Source organism: Priestia sp. YIM B13491 (assembly GCF_042787605.1).
Classification (GTDB): domain Bacteria; phylum Bacillota; class Bacilli; order Bacillales; family Bacillaceae_H; genus Priestia; species Priestia megaterium_E.
Genome location: NZ_JBHZOR010000002.1, coordinates 843,768 through 864,877 on the forward strand (window position 1 = coordinate 843,768; position 21,110 = coordinate 864,877).

Below are 21,110 nucleotides of genomic sequence, written 5' to 3' on the forward strand. Positions count from 1 at the left end.
AGGAAAGGAGACTACTAGATGAGTCGTAACTCCCCTTCCCCTAAAGATGATTTAACTCAATTAAAACAAAAGCTCATTCACTATAAATCGGAAATTCGGCACGTACAAAACCAATTAAAAAGCTATGAACGAGCTTTAGAACGAGAAAAAGAAAATACATCGTTTTGGAAGAAAAAGCACGCTGAGACGCTTTCTACATCTGAAAAAGAAGTAGAAATTGAAGGATTAGAAAAAGAGCTGGATTTACTAAGAAACGAGCTTTCTGAACAAAAAATTATTGCAGAAGCATTTCGGGAAAAAGCCTCGAGAAAACAGCCCATTATTGAAGAAAAGATTGTGGAAAAAGTAATCGAAAAAATTGTGGAAAAACCTGTGGAAAGGTTCGAAAAGAGTGATATTCTCTGTTTCTTTCAACATTCTATACTGCTGCCAGAACAAGATGAAAGCGAACTGATGATATTCGGCAACGTAATTATTCAAAATCAAACGAGCAGTACTTTACGCTCTCCGGTGCTTTGCTTAAAAATGAAACCCACTGCTTCGGCTATATTAAGCGGGAAGATCATTGATGAAAAAGACATTGAAGTTTCCAGTATCCCCTCTTCTTCTCTAGAATGGCGCTATGCTCATCCAAAATGGAACGAAAAAATTCAAAATGACGGTGAATATTGGATCAAACCTATTAAGCAAACCGTATTAAATCCAAAAGACAAATTACTATTTGACTCTTTTCAAGTAGTCATTCCGCTGTCCTCTGATACGACTTCATTTATTCTAGAAGGCTTTTTTTACAGCGAAGAGTGGCAAGAAGGCATTCCTTTTTTTAATAAAGTAGTGCTGAATTTCCCTTAATTATTAAAAGACATATTGATGTTCAATATGTCTTTTAACTCGTCCATTTATTTCATAAACGATTCTATAATTCCTGCACATCCTGCAATAGCTAAGATTGTAATGACAGGTATAGCAATATGCGGGACCGCTACATAACTAAAATAAATCCCTACCGCACACCATATGCCCGTACACCAATAACAGCTGAGCAGCTCTCCAATCCACTTTTGCAGTCCCTTCCCTTTTATCTCTAAATAAGTTACCGTATTTCCTTGTTCATCTTGATCTTCTACGATTTTATGAAACGGTTTACGAATAAACGCTGTAATTTTATCAAAAACAATTAGACGAGTAAGTCGAAACGTCGCAAAGACAAATAATGTTAGATAAATCCATGTCATCTTCATTCCTCCGTGCATTCACAAACTTATGAAAATAAAAGCTAACGTGCTTCTTCACTGTTAGCTTTTAGAGTTGCTTAAATTTTAATGATAGATATGGTCTGAATATCATGAAATTTCAATACTGTTTTCTCTTTATTAGGGGGAACGCTCACGTATAAACTTCCTTCTTTTAATTCTAAAATTGTTCCTATATATTTTTGGTTTTGACACGTAATTTCACAAATTGGCTGAGACATATGAGGCGGGAAGCTGCATAGAAATTCAACTTTTTCTTTAATCGTCATAGACTGAAACATTTTATTTGGCTTTTTAGTCTCTGATTGCGGTATATCCACGGGAACAATTGAACGCTCTTCCTCTTTTTCTTGCTTAATCTCTTCCACTTTTTCTACGTCAGGCTCTTTGACTTCTTGAATGGAAGAAAAGCTGGGCTCTTCTTTTAACACGTGCTCTTTCTCTATTCCTTTATTGTCTTGCTGTTTTGAACTAAAATAATATTGCATAGAACGCTGATTTTGCGTAGCGTTTGGCTGGACAATGTACATTAGCGGCTCGTTTTCTTCTGACTTAGATTTTGAGTTAGTCATGAAGCATACCTCCAATTGCTTGTTATCGTTCTTTTAAAAATGTATGCTTGAACACGGAAAAACTTGTTTATTTTTTTGCGGTAGCCTTTTTAACACCAAAAGCAGGGCTGTACTTTTATTTCCAGCATTTGAGAAAACACAATAAAAGAGGTTGAGACATAACGAAATTAATTCAATCTAAAGACGCACAAATGGGCCACATGAGCTGAACCGCTTGTGACACCGCAGTTGATTTCCGTGCAAGACTTCGCTTTTCGCGGGCGGCCGATGAGCCTCCTCGTCGCTTGCGCTCCTGCGGGGTTTCATCTGTTCCGTTTTTCCTGCAGGAGTCTTCGTCTTGTCCTCGAATCAACTGCTAGAAAGAGCTAAACAGATGAAACTTATTTTCAAAACAACAAAAAAAACGAACCACTAATCAAACATTTTGATCAATGGTTCGTTTATCACTTCAGCTAAAATAATTTTGTCCCAGCCTCTTTCTCTCATTCAATAATATAGAAAACTAAACCTACCTAGATACCTTTATCTAATTTTATACTCAAGAAGCATACGCAATTCATTCACATACGAACGAGACCCCGTTACAATCAAACGATCATCAAATTCAAGCTCTGTATCGCCATGAGGTACAATGGAATCTTTGCCTCTAAAGATTCGAACAAAGATCACATCTCCTGTAAATGGGAACTTGCGAAGCTCTACCCCCTCGTATTTAGGGTTACGCATATTAATTTGATAAAGTGCTGTTTCTTGATTCGTTAAGATATTTAAAATATTTGGCGATTCGATTAAAGCTTTTAGCAATGCAGTCGTAGATAACAGCACAGAAAAAACTTCAATGTTATTTTCTTTCATCTTTTCATCTAATACAGGACTTTCTACACGGGCAATAACCCGTTCTGTACCATATTGTTTTGCAAATAGAGCAATGTCGCTATTTCTCTCTTCTTCCCCGGTTGTTACAACTAATACATCCGCATCTAAAATCCCCATACGCATTAAAGTTTCCTTACTATATCCATCGATGTCGACGATATTAAAAATGGAATCCGACGTACGGTTTTCAATTTTGTCCTGCGTAGGATGATAAATGGTAACATCATATAAATCAAGATCCATTTCTCGAATAACCGGGAGTGTAAATTGATTTGCACCGAGCATATTAATCTTCAGCTTTCTGTCACTGATTTCTGGCTTTGGAAACAGCTTTCTAAAGATAATAGGTGTAATAATACATGTAATAATCGCCACCAAAATCAGCGCACCGGACATTTGTGAATCAATAACACCAATATTTTCACCAACCGTTGCTGCTGCAATAACGAGTGATAAAGTCGATGTTAAAAGAAAACCCGATGCCAAAACGGTTTTCATATCATACCATTTTCTTAAGATTAACGCTGGGACTAGCTTGGATATCAACAATGCAATGAATAATAAAGGCATTAAAATCAGCACTTTTTTATCACTGAACAATGACCAAACATCAAGCTTCACTCCTACCATCACAAAAAAGATAGGAATTAAAAATCCGTAGCCAAACGAATCTAATTTATGAACTAAATTTTTGTTAGGCGCAAGAAGAGAAACGAGTGATCCCGCTAAAAAAGCGCCTAAAATGTTTTCAACACCAATTGACTCCGAAAGGCCCACTAGAATGATAATGAGTGCAAATACCGCACGCGTGTCGATTTGAATTGTACCTTTAGACATTGTCTCAAGAAACGATCGGTTTTTAAACTGCTTCCCTATGAAGTATAAAATCACTCCTACTCCAAATAAAATTAAAATCAACCATGTATTGCTATTTCCTGATTTATCATAGACGGAAGCAAATACGGCTAGTAAAATCATCGTGACTAAGTCCGCAATAACCGCAATCAATAAAATGGTCTGTCCAATCGGCTTTTTCATAATCTGTGCATCTTTTAAGGTCGGCACTACTACTCCTAGTGAAATGGTAGAAATAATAAGCGTCATCAAAAAGGCATTATCGATAAAACCGGTCCATACAAAAACATAGGACAAAAATAGTGAAACCGCAAAGATAGCTGCAAACACTAGTATAGAAATGGAAAAAGCATTTGGCACCTTAGCTCCTGATGCCTTTTTGTCTTTTGAATTTCCTCCAGCAAAAGCAGAAAAATCAATTTCTAAACCACTTAAAAACATCAAAAAGATAAAGCCTAGAGTGGAAAGTGTTTCAAGCCACATATCCTGCTCCACAAGGTCAAAACCACTTTTCCCTATAATTAATCCCATAATAATTTCAGCTACGACTACAGGTATAATGTTGAGTTTAAACCGATGCAACAGTATAGGCGTTAAAAAGGCCAAACTAATGACGATAACAAGTGATGTAAAGGACGCGTGCTGTTCCATTAGATTCCCCTCCTTTTACCTTCGTTATTTATAAAACGAAGACGTTAGTATTCAAAATTAAAGGTTAATCATAAAAGCTTGAAGGTTCTCTGTCAACTATATGAACTGATAATGAAAATCCGACATGATTACTCATGTCGAATTCTAAAGTCTCTTCATTATTTTAAATAACTCATAAATGTTGTCGCTAGACCGAAGTAAATTAAAATACTGATAAGATCATTGATCGTTGTAATAAATGGTCCTGATGCGACTGCAGGGTCAATTTTGAACCTGTGCATGAGAAGCGGGATAAACGCTCCTGCTAGTGTAGCCACAATCAATGTTGAAAATACAGAGACGCCTACCAAAGCGCCTAAAATAAGATCACCTTGCCAAATATAAACAATTAATACAACTAAAAGTCCACATGATGCGCCCGTAATCATTCCCGTAGCTGCTTCTCGGATTAACAGCTTAAATTTGCTTTCTTCTTCGATTTCTCCCGTCGCCAATCCACGAACCGCAACGGCTAGTGCCTGTGTTCCTGTATTACCAGCCATACCGCCAATCAAAGGTATAAATACAGCTAAAATAGCTACTTGATTCAACGTATCTTCAAAACGTCCAATTAAACTCGCTGTCATCATTCCTAAAAACAGCAAAATGATAAGCCAAGGCAGTCTCTTTTTGGCCGCTACTAAAGGATTGTGGTCGATCGTATCATCTACATCGCTAATACCGGCTAATTTAGAATAGTCATCCGATGCCTCTTCATCCAGAACATCCATCACATCATCAACCGTAATAATCCCGAGAAGATGCTGCTGAAAATCAACAACTGGAAGCGCAAGAAAGTTGTAATCGCGCATAATACGGGCAACTTCTTCTTGGTCTTCTGCTACTGACACGGATACGACTCGTTCATTCATCACTTCGCTTATCATCGTATCTTCATCTGCTATAATTAAATCACGAAGAGAAATAACACCTGCTAGATGCTTTTGTTCATCAATAACAAATACATAATAAATCGTTTCCGCTTCCGGAGCTTCCCTGCGTAGAATGTGCATGGCTGAATGTACGGTTTGATTTTCACGAATGGCCACAAATTCAGTCGTCATAATACTTCCAGCGGTATATTCCTCGTAATGAAGCAACTCTTTAATTTCATCGGCTGCTTCTTCATCCATAATCGTTAAATAGCTCGCCACTTGTTCTTTATCCAATTCATTTAATACGTCAACAGCATCATCCGCCGACATTTCTGACAGCATGTCTGCTGCAAAATTGGGATGCATCTCTGAGAGAATTTCTTGATAATCTTCTTCTCGTATCTCTACATTTTCAAAGATATCCGCCATTTCTTCCGGAGATAACATCTCGTACAGCGCAAATCTAGAAGGCTCATCTAATTCTTCAAAAAATTGAGCTTGGTCATACGTATGCATATGTAAAAATTCTTCACGAAATGCATCGATTTCATTTTTTTCTAAAAGTGATAATAAATGTTCGGCGAACCATGCCTTTTCTTCTTTTTCAATTGAATCTGTCATGTCTTCAACCTCCCTGTCGTACAAAACTCATTTAACTTTATGATGAATTTTGTTTTTTTTCAACTCACAGCTCTTTACTCTTTTCCCAATAATATATAAGTTCTACACATAGTTTGCTCCATATAAGGGTAATTTTATATCGTCAAAGGAAAAACCTTTTAAGGATGTGGATAAAAGATGAAAGTAGATATAATAGGGGATATCCATGGGTGCTATGATGAATTAAAAGCGTTAACAGAAAAACTTGGGTATGAGTGGCAAGACGGGATTCCTGTCCATTCTGACGGACGGCGCCTTGGATTCGTAGGTGATTTAACAGACCGAGGACCTCATTCACTAAAAGTGATTGAGCTCGTATGGTCCCTCGTAATAAAGCATCAGCAAGCTTACTACTGTCCAGGCAATCACTGCAATAAGCTATATCGCTTCTTTTGCGGTAACAAAGTGCAAATTACTCATGGGTTAGAAACGACCGTTGCTGAGTACGAAGCTTTACCTTCAAGAGAACAGAAATTCATTAAGAAAAAGTTCATTGAGCTTTATGAACAATCACCTCTATATGTGCAGCTTGATCAAAACCAATTAATTATTGCTCACGCCGGTCTTAAAGCTGAATACATCGGCAGAACGGATAAAAAAGTAAAAACCTTTGTGCTATACGGAGACATTACGGGTGAAAAGCATCTAAACGGCATGCCTGTCCGACGGGATTGGGCCCAACATTATAACGGAAAACCGTTTATCGTGTATGGGCATACACCCGTAGTAAAAGCTAGAAAAATTCATAATACCATTAATATTGATACAGGCGCAGTTTTTGGAGGGGCTTTAACGGCGTTTCAGTATCCTGAAAGGAATATTATATCAGTGCCTTCATCTATGCCTTATGTAGAGGAAAAATTTAATCACTTCGTGTAAAAAGAAAGTCGCTTTTCATTAAAAAAAGCGACTTTCTTTTACGATTTGAAGTTTCTGCATATCTGGCGGCAAAGGTGCTGTAAAAGACAAAGTTTTTTGTAAAAAAGGATGAAAAAAAGTGAGTTCATAGCTGTGAAGAGCTTGACGAGAAATAAGATGATTCGTTCCGCCATATAAGGTATCTCCAAGCAGTGGATATCCTTTATAAGCCATATGAACACGAATTTGGTGAGTTCTCCCCGTCTCAAGCGAAAGAGCAACTTCTGTAAAAGAAGAATACTGACGAAGCGCCGTATAGTGTGTAATAGCAAATTGCCCATCTTCTCTTACTTCCCGTTCGATGATACTTGACTCTTTTCGGCCAATCGGTGCCTCTATCGTTTCTTTGCCAACAAGCTTACCATGAACAAAAGCTCGGTACACGCGTTTAATTTCATGTTCTTTTTGTGCTTTAGAGAATAAGTAATGAACATGCCTATGTTTAGCAACAATAAGCAGCCCAGATGTGTCTCGGTCCAACCTATTTACAAGATGAACAGTCGAGTTAATGTTATTTTTCTCATAATAATAGAGCACAGCATTACTTAGTGACCACGTTAGATGTTCCCGAGAAGGTATACTTGGCATGTTTTGCTGCTTATTCAAAACTAATATATACTCATCTTCGTATACAATATCCAAAGGTATAGCTTTAGGAAGAAGACTTTCACTTGCTTTTTCTGGTGGAAACGCCACCTTGATTTCGTCACCTTTTTGCAGAATATATCGAACCGTTGCATGCTTCCCATTTACTTCAATTGCTCCTCCTCTGAACTTAATGTCCGTCAGAGAAGCTTTGGAAATATCATGTTCTTTTAAAAATTCACGAACCGCTACACCCTCGAAAGAATGATCTACGGTCCAACTCAACGTAAAAACTTGTTTCATTCTCTTCCCTGCCTTTAATCATCACATACAAAAGAGTCTCTGACACGCTGCCAGAAAGGAAACGCACGAAAGCGAGCAAATCGAATTTTTTCGCTTGCTACCCGAAATTGAATCGACTTTACATCTTTATGTAAAAGAGTTAAATGATCAATGGTAATTTGGAAGTCTGCGTCGTTGACAGGCTTTAACAGCGCTGTATGATGTCCAGGAAGAACCAATGGAGAACCTATCGTACGGAACACTCGATTGTTAATAGAAGCCATTTCAGCAATTTGAATAGCTTGAAGCGAAGGATGTAAAATCGCGCCTCCCAGGGATTTGTTGTAAGCTGTACTTCCCGAGGGAGTGGATACGCAAAGACCGTCTCCTCGGAATGTCTCAAATCTCTGCCCTTTAATTTCCACATCCATTACTAAAGAACCTTCTACACTTTTTACCGTACATTCATTCAGCGCTAAGTATCGAGCTTCGCGTCCACCGTTTGTGTAGCGAATAATCACTTCGAGCAGTGGATACTCTACAGTCTGATAGGGTGTCTTTGCAATAGCAATCACCAGCTTCTCAATCTCATCAGGTGTCCAATCTGCGTAAAAACCTAAATGGCCGGTATGAACCCCAATAAAAGCCGTCTTGTCAAGTCGGTTTCGATAGCGGTGAAACGCATAGAGAAGCGTTCCATCCCCTCCTACTGACACTACAATATCAGGCTGGTTTTCATCATATTCTAAATGAAAATCTAATAAATACGTTTTCATTTTTTGCATAAGCGTATTTGATATTTGGTTGCCTTTTGATGTAATAGCAAATTTTATTTTCTCCACCTAATTCTCTCCCCCTATCCATCCAATGTACAAAGCTGTTGCTGAGTCATAACTAAGATTCTTCCGCCGATTCTTTTTTTCGTGAGAAAATAGCCTGAGCTTCTTGAATCTCACCTCGTATTTGAGACATTTCTTCATCGAGCTGAGTAGCCGCTTCAGAAGCACGCTGAAGTCGCTTTTTGATATTCTCAGGAAATTTCCCGCTGTACTTATAATTTAAAGAATGCTCAATTGTAGCCCAAAAATTCATAGCCAGTGTACGAATTTGAATTTCCACTAAAATTTTCTTTTCACCTTTAATTGTTTGAACAGGATAACATACGACCACATGATATGAACGATAGCCGCTTTCTTTTTTATGAAGAATATAATCTCTTTCTTCAATCAATTCAAAGTCTGTTCGCTGACGCAGGAGCTCTACGACCGCTTTAATATCGTCCGTAAATTGACACATCATACGGAGTCCCGCAATGTCCTGCATCTCTTCCTCTAAGCGATCGAGAGAAATTCCTTTTCGAGTCGCTTTATCCAAAATACTGGCGACAGGCTTTACTCGTCCCGTCACGAACTCAATAGGTGAATGCGTAGACTTCATATCATACTGTGAACGAATTCCTTTTAACTTCACCTTAAGTTCTTCAACGGCTTGTTTATACGGTGCTAAAAATAAATCCCAATGCCTGATCATTAATAACACCCCCCTCTTTTCTCTCTATTACTTATTTTCTTTATCTAAAAAAACTTCCTCTACTCTTGCTACCATCTCGTCTCCATAATTCACATTTCCTTCGATGTTACTGATGAGATAAGATAGCTCTTCTTTAACGGCTGATAGCTCAATTACTTCCTTGTTAATTTCTAAAAATACTTTCATATCTTTATGTAAGACGTGCTTTAAATTCGCCCAAATATTGTCACTAAGGCCAACATACATAAATTGATCATTAATATCTACAACATATACAAATGACATGTTATCTGAGTCAACAAGCATTTGTTTTGTATCTTCCAATTGTTCAATTTTCGTCTCAATAGGGTCTGCTTTTAAATGTAATTCATTTGATTTCATCACACAGGTAGTGATGTCAATTCGATTGTGCATAAATAAACTCCTTCCAACTATACAATTCGTTACTATTTTAACACATTCCAGGAACGTTTAATAAAGGTAAAACCTAAACAATCCGTATTTCTTCATTTTCCAAGTTCCCCATCTGGATATTCCTGTTAGGAAATGTAGTTTTACTGTCTCAAAAAGTGTGATAAATTAAGATGTAAAGTGCCTTACCAAAAGACCTAAATTAAAAGGATGATTTCATTGAAACAAGAAATTGAAATTGAATTTAAAAATATAGTAACGAAAGAAGAGTTTGATCGTCTCTGCTCACACTTTCAACTAACTGAAGATCAGTTTGTTTCTCAAGAAAACCACTATTTTGATACACCTGCTTTCTCATTAAAAGACTGCGGGGCTGCCCTGCGAATTCGAAGCAAAAAAGATAAGTCCGTTCTCACGCTCAAACAGCCTCATCAAGAAGGTCTTTTAGAAACACATGAAGCATTAACAAATGAACAAGCTAAAGAATTGCGAGATGGCAGCGCCAAGATTCCTTCAACAATTCAACGGCTTATTACTGATTTACAAGTCGATAGCCATGCGCTAACTTATTTTGGCACTTTGCGTACAAGTCGAGCAGAAATTCCATATAAAAACGGGTTACTTGTACTCGATCATAGCTTTTATCTAGGTGCTGAGGATTATGAACTTGAATACGAAGTAACCGATGCCAATGAAGGAGCAAAATATTTTGAGCAATTGCTTACGGAGCTTGATATTAAAAAGAAACCAACGGAAAACAAAATTCGACGGTTTTACAAGCGAAAGTATACGTTAATGGATGGAGAATAAATTCATGAGCATGAATATTAACAATTACATGTCTTCCGTTCAATTTCCTGGAACTCAGCCATTTTCAGTTAACAACCAGATGCCAACAGCTAACGTGATGCTTGGTACAACTTTACTCTCTGTATTTGCTCAGCTTTTTCAAGACTACGTCAATCAAGAGCCTCAAATGAGTACCAATCTTTACTTGAAAGCAGCGCAGATGTTTCCATCTACGGCGGTTCAAATGCAGTCCGAGCCATCTGTTTCTTCCTCAGATAAGGCAGCGGCTTCAAATGCTTCCTTACCTGTACAAAAAAACGAAACGGCAAAGGCCAGTTCTCAGGATGTACAAACGATCATTACAGAAGCAGCTGCACGCTACCAGCTGGATCCTAAACTTATTCGTTCTGTTATTAAACAAGAATCAAACTTTAATCCATCTGCCAAAAGTTCTGTAGGAGCGGCCGGGCTTATGCAGCTAATGCCAGCAACCGCTAAAGCTCTTGGTGTAGAAGATCCGTACGACTCCAAGCAAAATGTATTTGGAGGAGCCAAATATCTTCGACAAATGTTAGATAAATACAACGGAAACGTGAAATTAGCATTGGCGGCCTATAATGCTGGACCAGGTAATGTTGATAAATACGGCGGAGTACCCCCTTTTCAAGAAACGCAAAAATATGCAAATAAAATTATGTCTTCTTATCTTGTGTAAATGAGCTAAATCATTCACCACTCGAACATGGAATGGCTGTAGTTTGTCGAGGTTACACTATATAAATAGAAGGAAACGTTTGTGAAAGTATTCCTTTGTTTCTCATAATTAGTGATTCGCCACAGCATCATAGACTTTTCTTATGTAAAATTCCACTTTATCTCTTTTCCAGTAGAAGAAGTAAGCGGATAGTTTGAGTTAACGAAATGACACTGCTAAAATTAAGGAAAGTAAAAAACACCAAAGAGTTAAGACGTATATTTCTTATAACAAAGGAGTTATCAACATGAGAGAAAAAATCCACTCCCCTTACGAATTATTAGGCGGTGAACATACGATTTCAAAACTTGTTGATGCTTTTTATACACGCGTTGGACAACATCCTGAGCTCGCGCCAATTTTTCCTGATGATTTAACAGAAACAGCACGAAAGCAAAAGCAATTTCTGACACAATATTTAGGAGGGCCTTCGTTATACACTGAAGAGCATGGTCACCCTATGCTGAGAGCTAGGCATCTTCCTTTTGAAATTACACCGTCAAGAGCCAAAGCCTGGCTGACGTGTATGCATGAAGCAATGGACGAAATTAATTTAGAAGGCCCTGAGAGAGATGAACTTTATCATCGTCTTATTTTAACTGCCCAACACATGATTAATTCACCGGAACAGACAGATGAGAAAGGATTTTCACATTGAGTAATCTAAATAGCCAATACCCATCCTTGCATCAGCTTTGTCAAGGTTCAAATAAAAAACCGCTTGAAATCTATGTATTTGTTGACCCTCTTTGCCCGGAATGCTGGGCACTCGAGCCTATTCTAAAGAAGTTACAAATAGAATATGGTCAGCTGTTATCCCTCAAGCATGTGCTTGGCGGAAACTTACAGCAATTAAATATTGGAGCACAGCAGAGATTTGAACATATTGCAAAATCGTGGGAGAAGACTGGAAGCCGCTCCGGTATGTCATGTGACGGCAATCTGTGGCTTGAAAACCCAATCGATACTCCTTACGCTGCATCAATTGCGATTAAAGCGGCCGGGCTGCAAGGAAAGAAACAGGGCATTCGCTTTTTGAGAAGACTTCAAGAAGTAGTATTTTTAGAAAAACAAAATGTTACAGAAGAATCTGTCTTAATACAATGTGCAAAACATGTGGGGCTAGATGTTAATGAATTTGTAAAGGATTTGCATTCAGATTACGCTGCGAAGGCCTTTCAATGTGATTTAAAAATCACGTCGGAAATGGATGTCGATGAGATTCCAACTCTTGTGTTCTTCAACGAAAAAGTTGAAGAAGAAGGCATTAAGATATCAGGATACTATTCGTACGAAACATATGTACACATCATTAAAGAGATGTTAGAAATTGACCCAGATCCAGCTTGTCTTCCGCCTCTTCGTTCATTTTTAAGCTATTTTCAATTTGTTGCTTCAAAAGAAGTTGCAGTTGTGTATGGTTTATCATTAGAAGAGGCTGAAAAAGAATTGAAAAAACTTCAGCTTCAGCAAGTGGTTGAGAGAGTTCCTGTCAAATACGGAACCTTTTGGAGAAGTACTGAAAAGAGCTGTTAATCATTACATGTTGATGCTTATCCTAAGCATCAACTAAACAAAAAAGACTTGGCTTTCGCCAAGTCTTTTCGTTTGTCTTAAGACAACAAGGGGATGGGAGAAATTTTTCACGGTCAAACAAAGGGGTATATGTTTGTTTTGTGATAAACTTCACGATTAATACTATAGCAAATTATGTCGACTTTTGGCAACCCCTTTTTTCAATTTTATTCACTTTTTTATAAAAAAACTTCATAAACAGCCAGATTCACTCATATAGTACAACCAATTATGCTTTTAATAGAGGTGTTAACTATGAAAATTGCTGGAATTACTCTAGGGGTTGTTATTCTTTTGTTTTCTTTTTTATTCTATATTTTATCTCTTATGCAGCTTGTTCCTCTCCTTATAGCAGGCCCTCTCTTATTTTTAGCTATTCTTATTATTTTTACACTGCTTAATAATCACAACAAATTTCGAGGATTTAAAAAATGAAGCAGGATACAGCTCCTGCTTCATTTTACTTTTATTGATTTAATAAACGTTCCATTTCCGTTAATTTCTCTTCAAATACGGCTAGCGCTTCTTCAATAGGCTGAGATGTTGTCATGTCTACTCCTGCCTTTTTCAACACTTCAATTGGATAATCAGAGCTTCCTGACTTTAAGAAACCTACATAGCGCTCAACAGCTGCATCTCCTTCTTCAAGGATTTGTTTGCTTAATGCCGCTGCTGCACTGAATCCTGTAGCATATTGATAAACGTAGTAATTGTAGTAGAAATGCGGAATACGAGCCCATTCTAATCCAATCTCTTCGTCAATTACTAAGTTGTCTCCAAAATACTTTTTATTTAAGTCATAATATAATTTTGTTAATAATTCAGGTGTAAGCGGCTCTCCGTTTTGAGCACGTACATGCACATCGTGCTCAAATTCAGCAAACATCGTTTGACGGAATACCGTACCGCGGAACCCTTCTAAATAATGGTTAAGCAAGTACAAGCGCTGCTTTTCATCATCAATTGTTTTTAGTAAATAATCATTTAGAAGCGCTTCATTACACGTTGAAGCTACTTCTGCCACGAAGATTGAATAATCTCCGTAAGGATATGGCTGCGTCTTTCTTGTGTAATAACTGTGTACAGAATGGCCAAATTCATGAGCTAGTGTAAACAAGTTATTTACATTATCCTGCCAGTTCATTAAGATATAAGGATTGGTGCCGTACGTTCCTGAAGAATACGCACCGCTTCGCTTGCCTTTGTTCTCATGGACGTCTACCCAACGATTTTCAAATCCTTCTTTTAACACATTAAGGTAGTCTTCACCTAGTGGTTTCAGACCTTTTAAAATATAGTCTTTTGCTTCTTCATAGGTTACTTCCATTTTTACGTCTTTTACTAAAGGCGTATAGAGATCATACATATGAAGCTCTTCAATTCCCAATACTTTCTTACGTAAATCAATATATCGATGCAATAAATGCAAATTATCGTTCACTGTTTTAACTAAGTTATCGTATACTTCTTCTGGAATGTTATTTGTGCTAAGAGCTGAGTGACGAGCTGAATTATAGTGACGAACGCGGGCGCTAAAATTATCTTTCTTCACCGTGCCGCTTAATGTACTTGCAAACGTATTTTTAAATTTACCGTACGTTTCGTACACTGCTTTAAACGCTTCTTCTCGTACGCGGCGATCGCTGCTTTCTAGAAAACGAATATAGCGTCCGTGCGTAATTTCTACTTCTTCTCCATTTTCGTCTTTAATGGAAGGGAATTCTAAATCTGCGTTGTTTAGCATTCCAAACGTGTTGCTTGAAGATCCTAGCACTTCAGAAGCCTGAGCAAGAAGCGCTTCTTCGCTTTCTGATAAAATATGCGGACGCTCGCGAGTAATTTCATCTAATGCATGAGCATATAACTTTAGCTCTTTATGTTCCGCCATGTATTGTTTAATTTTTGATTCTTCAATAGACAAAATTTCTGGTGTTACATACGATAGTGCACTTGCAATTTGGGTATAAAGTGTTTTGATGCGATCATTTAACCCTTGATAAAAAGAGTTAGTGGTATCTTGATCGTAGCGCATATGAGCATATGTATAAAGTTTACTAACGCGCATTGTGAGCTCGTCTTGCTCTTGAAGAGCGTCATATAAAGTTTGAGCGGACTCTCCAAGTTTTCCTTTGAATTTTTCCATTTGCGGAATAATAGCTTTTACTTCTTCAAATTCTTTTTCCCATGCGTCATCTGAAGCAAAAATATCCTCTAGTTTCCACGTATCTTCTACTTTTATCTCGCTTCTACTTGGTAACTTTTTTACTTTTGATTGTTCACTCATGGTCATCCCTCCATCTTTTTCTACCTGTCTATAACTGTTCGCTTTTTCTAAGGCGAATCCTTTTTATTTCTCTCGTTATTGTATGTTGTTTTAAAAGAATTAATCAAAAGTCAGTACGCTTTTGAAAAAAGGATTCTTTCTTAAGCGTACTGATTTTCAGTGATTATGTCACTTCTTTTGCTTGATTTAACCACCTTTTCATCATTTGTCCATCTTCTAAAAAAGCATCAGATGTTTGCTTTGGAATCGTGTAGGGCCTTCTGATTTTGTATACTCTAGAAGTTATATACGTTAGCATTCCTAGCCGGCATAATACCTCTATATACTCAAACAGGGGCTGTTCCATAGCAACAGGAGCCATGGTTAAAGACCGAAATATAATATGCCTCTTATGAATTCTGTAGAGCCATAGCCGGCATAACTCTTGTTCTGTAACTAAATCCCCTACTTGCTTCTGCTGCATTAAATCAAGAAGCAGCCACGTTTGCCATATAGTAGCAGACGTTTCAACCATGTATAAAGAAGGCAGCGGCATGCCTGCTTCTGCTGGAATATGGGAGGGAGGAATATTTTTTTCATAAAGAGCGTGTAAAAAAGGCTGAAGCTTCTGATTAGGATAGAGGATATAATGCGTTCTCCATGCCTTCTTTTTCTTTATCCATGAAGAGAAAAATTGAGGTTGTGTATGTGTAGAAAAAAGATCATGAAAGGTATGCTCGTGAGGAGAAAGCACGACAAGCTGTGCATAACAAATCTGAGATGAAAAAGGAATAAGATGTTCAAGTTTCAACAGTTGATTAGTAGAAGGTGAAAAATAAAGAAGTGTGGGCGTATAATCGGAAAGAGTAAGAAACTGCCACTCTTGAAAAGAAAGTTGATACATGTAAGTGGATAAGCGCTTCATTCTTTTTGCTCCCATAATCCAAAGGGGCATATAATTTCCTTTCTCATAATGAATAGAACGTTTGGTTAGCACTGAGGAAGATAAGGAAGCACATTGAAATTCGATTGCATATTTTTGCGAGGGCGTATTTACAAGAAGATCTGGACGCTGCATAATGTCAGGAAGATAACTTTCTAACTCGACTTCAACATGAGAACTAAACCAGTGAAACAGCTTTCGTTTTCCATCGAGATGATAATCTGTTTCACCTTCATGCTGAGCGACGCACGTTTTTTTCAGGTGAGCAAAATGAGGGATTTTTTTTGTACCTACCTTTAACTGTACAGGGGATTGACAAGAGGGACAGTAGAACTGCTTTTCTTTTTTCCACAGCTTAAGCTGTTCAAGCGAAAAGCGCTGAGCTAGTGAAATGAGACCTTCTTCTGTTTGGGCAACTAACAATCGTACATTTCTCCTTCCTATAGCAGCGAGCTATATCCTTGTATTCGACACCTTTCTACTAAACCCTTTTCTTTCAGAAAAAAACCACATTGCAACATACGCAATGTGGTTTACAGCGATTATAATAGCGGTGAAAGCAAACGAGCCGTTGATTCAAATAGCCGCTGTATAAATGGCCGCTTTTCAAAGTCTTTAAAGTGAAGCTCACTCGTTTCTTCTAAATCTTGCATATATTCATATACGAGTTTTTGGGTACTAGCTGTGCGATATAAAAAAGCATTTACTTCAAAATTCAAATGAAAGCTTCTCATATCCATGTTAGCTGTTCCAATAGAGGCAATTTCTCTATCAACAATCACAATTTTGCTATGCATAAATCCTTTTTTATACTCGTAAATTTTCACACCTGCTTCTAGCAGCTCAGGAAAATAAGAGCGTGATGCATGAAAAACAATTTTTTTATCGGGCTTCTGAGGTACAAGAAGCCTTACATCTATACCGCTTAGAGCAGCTACTTTGAGAGAAGTAAAAATATCTTCATCAGGTATGAAGTAAGGAGAAGCAATCCAAATGGACTCTTTCGCAGACGTAATCATCGAAAAAAATAAGTGTTTAATAATTTCCCACTCACGGTCTGGTCCGCCGGCAATCATTTGAACACCGCCGCACTTTTCCATATCAATGTCAATTAAATCCGGCGATAGATACGTTTGAGTAAGCATCGTCTGACCTGTCATATAATACCAATCTTGCAAGAAAATAAGCTGCAATGAACGGACTGCCTCACCCCTCACCATCAAATGGGTATCTCTCCAAAAGCCAAAATGCCGACTTTTCCCGAGATATTCATCACCAATGTTCAAACCTCCTACAAATCCAATTGTTCCATCAATGACTACAATTTTACGATGATTACGGAAGTTGATTTTATTATTGAGAAATGGAAGTCTCACCGGCAAGAATGGAATCATTTCTACGCCAGCGTTTCTTAACTCGTGAATATAATGCGGTGAAAGCTGAAAACTGCCCACGGCATCATACAAGAAACGTACATAAACTCCTTCTTGTACTTTCTGAATTAAAATATCTTTAATTTGTTCTCCTAAGTGATCATGTCGTACGATGTAATACTCTAAGTGGATATGATGCCTTGCATGCTTTAATGATTCCATAATTTCGTGAAACGTCTCTTTTCCATTCGTCAATGCGCGTGTATCTGATGAAAAAGAAATTGGACTCTTGCCAAGCCTGACGGCTAGCTTCAGCATTTGCTTTCTACTGGTGTCCAACTGTTCAAAGTGATTTTCTAATATATCGGAATCTCTTTCCATCTTTAAAAGCACCTGTTCATCCAGCTTTGCTTTTTTAGCAAATAAACGCCGTTTTCGCGTATTGCGTCCAAATAACAAATAAAAAAAGAACCCTATTACCGGGAAACCGCCTAATACTACGAGCCACGTTAGCGTTTGAGTTGGATGACGGTTTTCTAATGAAATAACAAGACCGATGAAAACAACACTAATCGTAATTAAGATACTTAGCACGCCAATAAATTTACCGTCCCAATACCCTTTTGTAAAATAAAGCAAAGAAATAATACCAATAACAAAAATTAAAAGCTGTAATCTATTTTTCAACTTGTTTTCACCTATCCTAAAACCAATCTTTCGTCATTAACACCGGATCCATGTACCGTTATTATCCTCAAACTAGGGATTTTAACCCTACACTTTTCTCGTTCAGAAACGAGTTTCCTTCTTTCTCCACTTATGTTCGTTTCATACAAGCAGAGAGCTTTTCCCAAAATGAAGACAAAACAAAGACCGATTTCATATACATGAAATCGGCTGCTATTATCGTAAAGGAAAATACTGTTTTACTTGTTCAAGTGCATTTTCACTGATTAATTCTTTTCCATATTCCATTAAACGATGAACTGTTACATTTGATTCATTTGCATATTCTAAAATGATACTTAAAATGTTATCAATTTCAGCTACAAAATCTTCATCATCTGTAAACTCAACGTATAAATAATATTTCCCTTCAAACACGTACATGCTGTTGATGATATCATCTAACTCTAAATGGTGACTTAAGGAAATTAAATGTTCTAAGTCTTGAAAGCGTGCGACGAACTGTAGCCCTTCGTCTTCTATAATTTCTTCTTCAAAATCAGCTTTTTTATTTTGATTCGCTTGATGATCAAGCAACGCTTCAATTTTTCCATCTACAGGGATATCGATTTTATCATTTTCACCAACAGGTACTTCGAACTTTTGACCGTCTTTTGAAACTTGTGCTCTTGTTACAATAACCTCTAGCCCCTTCTCAAGCGCATGTACTTGAATCCAAAGAGGACCTTCTGCTACAAACTCTTCTTCTTGATGAATTTCGTCCATCATCTCCCAGAATAGCTCTTCACTGCGCTCTCGGCTAAACCAAATTTCATTGCGATCAAATCCACGTTCTTCAATATCTACGTAAGTGACAAAGAATTTTACTGTGTTTTCATTAATGCGTTCGATTTCCATTATCATCTCTCCCTTCGGAAAAATCTGTGAAGGTAATCCGGCCATTTCGAACATTACCCCTAAACGATGAAGGGACTATTTTACCCCCGTGTTAAAGCAATATTACATGTACTTTCTCACTTTGTAAAGCATTCTAACTTGGGATATACAAGCATACACTATTTGAGTGAACCTTGTATATCTATTTTATGACAAAACACGAAAGAAAGGAAATAAAAAATACTCTGACAACTCATAGCCACCTTACACCTTACTTTGTTATATACATAATCTCTTTACCCTATGAACGCTTTTTGTTAAAAATGAACACAGATAAAGCAATATGAGCTACTTATCCTTACATATTGGGAGGGAAGACTATTGGATTTAGAATTAATAACCTCCATTCTTCTTATTATCGGTATCGATATTGTATTAGGTGGAGACAACGCTATTGTTATTGCCTTAGCAAGCCGCAACTTACCTGAATATCAGCGAAATAAAGCTATTTTTTTAGGGACTGGCTTAGCTGTGATCGTTCGCATTGTACTTACTATTTTAGCTGTTTATTTACTAACTATTCCTTACTTGCAGCTCATCGGCGGTTTTTTATTAGTGATTATTGCCTTTAAGCTTCTTGTATCAGAAGGTGATGATGCATCTTCAATCCGTGCAGGTGTGACATTAGGCGCCGCTGTAAGAACGATTGTATTTGCTGATATTGTAATGGGACTAGATAATGTAATAGCTGTAGCAGGCGCAGCTCATGGAAATATTATGTTGGTTGTTACCGGATTACTCGTATCCGTCCCCATTATTGTTTGGGGAAGCAAGCTCATTTTGTATTTGATGGAGCGATTTCCCCTGCTCGTTTATGGTGGGGCAGCTATTTTAGCTTATACTGCTGGAAATATGATTGGGCATGAAAAGAACTTACATTCATTCTTTGCAGACCATACATCTCTAGGAACATTTATTCCGTTTATAACAATTGCTGTCGTGCTGATAAGCGGCATGGTTGTTAATAGCTTTCGTTCAACTAAATGATAAAGAAAAGGCCATACTAAACATTTTTATTTAGTATGGCCTTTTCTTTAGTTTAATGAGCACAGCAGTCTTTTATTCATAAAACACTTTGTACACTTAAAAAATAATCTCTGTCAGTAAAAAAAGAATAGATGGTACGAGTAAGCAACCAAGACCTGTATAAAATGTAGCTGTCATGGCTCCGTAAGGTACAAGTTTTACATCTGTCGCGGCTAAACCAGCTGCTACACCGCTCGTCGTCCCCATAACTCCTCCATAGATCATTGCTGTACGAGGGTTGTTTAATTTGATTTTCTTAGCAAATACCGGTGTTAAAATCATAACTGAAATGGATTTAATTAATCCTACAGCTATACTTAACGCGATAATATCAGAAGAGGCTCCAATCGCAGTTCCAGAAACCGGCCCCACAATATAGGTCACGGCTCCTCCTCCGATTGTGGTCAAAGCAACGGGATCTCTATATCCAAAACAAAGAGCAATAATTACACCTATTACAAAGGAATAGAAAACCCCAAAAAACAAGGCCGTAATCCCGCTGATTCCCGTTTTTTTGACTTCGCTAAAATTGGCGCCGAATGCAGTAGCAATAATGGCAAAATCTCGCAGCATCCCTCCGCCCATTAAACCAATTCCTGAAAATAACTGTATATCAGAAATCCCTTTCTCTCCTCCTGTATTCACTCCACCGATATAAGCAAGGATCAATCCAAACATAATAGCAATAGCAGATCCGTGAACTCTTCCTTTTGTTAATTTATCTGATAAAAAATAAGCAATATACATGACAATCCCAATAATAGCAAATGCCGTAATCAGCCCGTTATTTTCTAATCCTTCTTTGATCATATTCATCATTTGACCTGCTCCTTAGGTAAAATAGAAAGCTCTATTTCTTGTTCTTTCACCTTCGCTTTCTCTCCTATTCTGCTGATAAATGGTATGGATAAAAAGCCTACTACGACTACTACCACCCCTGCAAGAAGCGCCATGCCTCCTCCATCAAGAGCAGCTACAACATTTTGCTGTGCAGACATTGCTACCACGATAGGAATATAAATACCTCCCCAAAAAGCAATGCCTTCTTCGGATTTTACTTGGAGCTTATTTTTCTTCTTTAAATAATCCACCGCTAGTACAAGAAGAAGCATGGATACCCCTACTCCTCCAACGTTGGCTTCTACTCCCATCAGCCCTCCTAATGCGTCCCCTACAATTACCCCTATCAACATGCAAATAGACAGCAGCGCTACACCGAAGATTATCATATTACTTCCTCCCCAACCCATTATCGAA

General features: G+C 37.7%; 22 protein-coding genes. 7 read left to right on the forward strand and 15 right to left on the reverse strand.

The annotated features are described in order from the left end of the window. The first annotated feature begins 18 nt into the window (after positions 1-18). Positions 19-852: a hypothetical protein gene (locus ACFX4E_RS10285; RefSeq protein ID WP_028407490.1), complete on the forward strand. Its 834-nt coding sequence runs from the start codon at positions 19-21 to the stop codon at positions 850-852. 47 nt (positions 853-899) lie between these two features. Here ACFX4E_RS10285 and ACFX4E_RS10290 read toward each other — a convergent pair whose 3' ends face one another. From ACFX4E_RS10290 to mgtE, 5 genes are all read right to left on the reverse strand, one after another. Continuing rightward, the gene (locus ACFX4E_RS10290) at positions 900-1,235 is read right to left on the reverse strand and encodes a DUF1360 domain-containing protein (RefSeq protein WP_098248680.1); all 336 of its coding nucleotides are present in this window, start codon (positions 1,233-1,235) and stop codon (positions 900-902) included. Positions 1,236-1,312: 77 nt separating this feature from the next. Further along, on the reverse strand, positions 1,313-1,825 hold the full coding sequence (locus ACFX4E_RS10295; protein WP_028407488.1) for a CotO family spore coat protein: 513 nt from the start codon (positions 1,823-1,825) through the stop codon (positions 1,313-1,315). A gap of 172 nt (positions 1,826-1,997) precedes the next feature. Beyond that, positions 1,998-2,177, reverse strand: a complete 180-nt coding sequence (locus ACFX4E_RS10300) for a hypothetical protein (protein ID WP_098332495.1) — start codon at positions 2,175-2,177, stop codon at positions 1,998-2,000. A gap of 170 nt (positions 2,178-2,347) precedes the next feature. Further along, positions 2,348-4,207: a monovalent cation:proton antiporter family protein gene (locus ACFX4E_RS10305; protein ID WP_028407487.1), complete on the reverse strand. Its 1,860-nt coding sequence runs from the start codon at positions 4,205-4,207 to the stop codon at positions 2,348-2,350. Positions 4,208-4,365: 158 nt separating this feature from the next. Then, a complete protein-coding gene (mgtE, locus tag ACFX4E_RS10310; protein ID WP_014461563.1) occupies positions 4,366-5,742 on the reverse strand; it encodes a magnesium transporter in 1,377 nt (458 codons plus the stop codon). 177 nt (positions 5,743-5,919) lie between these two features. Here mgtE and prpE point away from each other — a divergent pair, with 177 nt between their 5' ends. Next, positions 5,920-6,660 (forward strand): bis(5'-nucleosyl)-tetraphosphatase PrpE, encoded by a 741-nt coding sequence (gene prpE / locus ACFX4E_RS10315; protein ID WP_025749875.1) that lies wholly within the window; start codon positions 5,920-5,922, stop codon positions 6,658-6,660. An 18-nt stretch (positions 6,661-6,678) separates the two neighbouring features. Here prpE and ACFX4E_RS10320 read toward each other — a convergent pair whose 3' ends face one another. From ACFX4E_RS10320 to ACFX4E_RS10335, 4 genes are all read right to left on the reverse strand, one after another. Beyond that, entirely contained in the window at positions 6,679-7,587 is a 909-nt protein-coding gene (locus ACFX4E_RS10320; protein WP_377237330.1) for an RluA family pseudouridine synthase, read from the reverse strand. Between the two features lie 14 nt (positions 7,588-7,601). Continuing rightward, entirely contained in the window at positions 7,602-8,399 is a 798-nt protein-coding gene (locus tag ACFX4E_RS10325; protein ID WP_025749877.1) for an NAD kinase, read from the reverse strand. Positions 8,400-8,460: 61 nt separating this feature from the next. Then, on the reverse strand, positions 8,461-9,096 hold the full coding sequence (gene yjbM / locus ACFX4E_RS10330; RefSeq protein ID WP_028407486.1) for a GTP diphosphokinase: 636 nt from the start codon (positions 9,094-9,096) through the stop codon (positions 8,461-8,463). 27 nt (positions 9,097-9,123) lie between these two features. Further along, positions 9,124-9,510: a UPF0738 family protein gene (locus ACFX4E_RS10335; RefSeq protein ID WP_028407485.1), complete on the reverse strand. Its 387-nt coding sequence runs from the start codon at positions 9,508-9,510 to the stop codon at positions 9,124-9,126. A gap of 216 nt (positions 9,511-9,726) precedes the next feature. Here ACFX4E_RS10335 and ACFX4E_RS10340 point away from each other — a divergent pair, with 216 nt between their 5' ends. The 4 genes from ACFX4E_RS10340 (at position 9,727) to ACFX4E_RS10355 (ending at position 12,586) form a co-directional block, all read left to right on the forward strand. Continuing rightward, positions 9,727-10,317, forward strand: coding sequence for a CYTH domain-containing protein (locus tag ACFX4E_RS10340; protein ID WP_377237329.1), 591 nt, complete (start codon positions 9,727-9,729; stop codon positions 10,315-10,317). A gap of 4 nt (positions 10,318-10,321) precedes the next feature. After that, positions 10,322-11,011, forward strand: a complete 690-nt coding sequence (locus ACFX4E_RS10345; RefSeq protein WP_377258348.1) for a lytic transglycosylase domain-containing protein — start codon at positions 10,322-10,324, stop codon at positions 11,009-11,011. Between the two features lie 286 nt (positions 11,012-11,297). Beyond that, positions 11,298-11,708, forward strand: a complete 411-nt coding sequence (locus tag ACFX4E_RS10350; RefSeq protein ID WP_013055433.1) for a globin domain-containing protein — start codon at positions 11,298-11,300, stop codon at positions 11,706-11,708. A 26-nt stretch (positions 11,709-11,734) separates the two neighbouring features. Continuing rightward, complete coding sequence (locus tag ACFX4E_RS10355; RefSeq protein WP_028412354.1) at positions 11,735-12,586, forward strand: ClpXP adapter SpxH family protein; 852 nt, start codon at positions 11,735-11,737, stop codon at positions 12,584-12,586. A gap of 505 nt (positions 12,587-13,091) precedes the next feature. Here ACFX4E_RS10355 and pepF read toward each other — a convergent pair. From pepF to mecA, 4 genes are all read right to left on the reverse strand, one after another. Then, positions 13,092-14,909, reverse strand: coding sequence for an oligoendopeptidase F (gene pepF / locus ACFX4E_RS10360; RefSeq protein ID WP_377237328.1), 1,818 nt, complete (start codon positions 14,907-14,909; stop codon positions 13,092-13,094). A gap of 163 nt (positions 14,910-15,072) precedes the next feature. Beyond that, on the reverse strand, positions 15,073-16,254 hold the full coding sequence (locus ACFX4E_RS10365) for a competence protein CoiA (RefSeq protein ID WP_377258351.1): 1,182 nt from the start codon (positions 16,252-16,254) through the stop codon (positions 15,073-15,075). Positions 16,255-16,373: 119 nt separating this feature from the next. Next, the gene (gene cls, locus ACFX4E_RS10370) at positions 16,374-17,891 is read right to left on the reverse strand and encodes a cardiolipin synthase (protein ID WP_377237327.1); all 1,518 of its coding nucleotides are present in this window, start codon (positions 17,889-17,891) and stop codon (positions 16,374-16,376) included. A 216-nt stretch (positions 17,892-18,107) separates the two neighbouring features. After that, entirely contained in the window at positions 18,108-18,788 is a 681-nt protein-coding gene (gene mecA, locus ACFX4E_RS10375) for an adaptor protein MecA (protein ID WP_013055427.1), read from the reverse strand. A gap of 360 nt (positions 18,789-19,148) precedes the next feature. Between mecA and ACFX4E_RS10380 the strand changes: the two genes are divergently transcribed. Continuing rightward, a complete protein-coding gene (locus ACFX4E_RS10380) occupies positions 19,149-19,814 on the forward strand; it encodes a TerC family protein (protein WP_028407478.1) in 666 nt (221 codons plus the stop codon). A 96-nt stretch (positions 19,815-19,910) separates the two neighbouring features. Here ACFX4E_RS10380 and madM read toward each other — a convergent pair whose 3' ends face one another. Together madM and madL are read right to left on the reverse strand one after the other, a co-directional pair. Then, positions 19,911-20,672, reverse strand: coding sequence for a malonate transporter subunit MadM (gene madM / locus ACFX4E_RS10385; RefSeq protein ID WP_028407477.1), 762 nt, complete (start codon positions 20,670-20,672; stop codon positions 19,911-19,913). Next, complete coding sequence (gene madL, locus ACFX4E_RS10390; protein ID WP_028407476.1) at positions 20,669-21,082, reverse strand: malonate transporter subunit MadL; 414 nt, start codon at positions 21,080-21,082, stop codon at positions 20,669-20,671. Before madL ends, madM begins: the two co-directional genes overlap by 4 nt. Positions 21,083-21,110 lie beyond the last annotated feature (28 nt).

Coding starts and splice junctions, on each gene's coding strand:
- ACFX4E_RS10350 (WP_013055433.1), top strand. CDS start 11,298: ATGAGAGAAAAAATCCACTCCCCTTACGAATTATTAGGCGGTGAACAT.
- pepF (WP_377237328.1), bottom strand. CDS start 14,909: ATGAGTGAACAATCAAAAGTAAAAAAGTTACCAAGTAGAAGCGAGATA.
- ACFX4E_RS10345 (WP_377258348.1), top strand. CDS start 10,322: ATGAGCATGAATATTAACAATTACATGTCTTCCGTTCAATTTCCTGGA.
- ACFX4E_RS10335 (WP_028407485.1), bottom strand. CDS start 9,510: ATGCACAATCGAATTGACATCACTACCTGTGTGATGAAATCAAATGAA.
- yjbM (WP_028407486.1), bottom strand. CDS start 9,096: ATGATCAGGCATTGGGATTTATTTTTAGCACCGTATAAACAAGCCGTT.
- ACFX4E_RS10285 (WP_028407490.1), top strand. CDS start 19: ATGAGTCGTAACTCCCCTTCCCCTAAAGATGATTTAACTCAATTAAAA.
- madM (WP_028407477.1), bottom strand. CDS start 20,672: ATGATGAATATGATCAAAGAAGGATTAGAAAATAACGGGCTGATTACG.
- ACFX4E_RS10320 (WP_377237330.1), bottom strand. CDS start 7,587: ATGAAACAAGTTTTTACGTTGAGTTGGACCGTAGATCATTCTTTCGAG.
- ACFX4E_RS10295 (WP_028407488.1), bottom strand. CDS start 1,825: ATGACTAACTCAAAATCTAAGTCAGAAGAAAACGAGCCGCTAATGTAC.
- madL (WP_028407476.1), bottom strand. CDS start 21,082: ATGATAATCTTCGGTGTAGCGCTGCTGTCTATTTGCATGTTGATAGGG.
- prpE (WP_025749875.1), top strand. CDS start 5,920: ATGAAAGTAGATATAATAGGGGATATCCATGGGTGCTATGATGAATTA.
- ACFX4E_RS10290 (WP_098248680.1), bottom strand. CDS start 1,235: ATGACATGGATTTATCTAACATTATTTGTCTTTGCGACGTTTCGACTT.
- mgtE (WP_014461563.1), bottom strand. CDS start 5,742: ATGACAGATTCAATTGAAAAAGAAGAAAAGGCATGGTTCGCCGAACAT.
- mecA (WP_013055427.1), bottom strand. CDS start 18,788: ATGGAAATCGAACGCATTAATGAAAACACAGTAAAATTCTTTGTCACT.
- ACFX4E_RS10305 (WP_028407487.1), bottom strand. CDS start 4,207: ATGGAACAGCACGCGTCCTTTACATCACTTGTTATCGTCATTAGTTTG.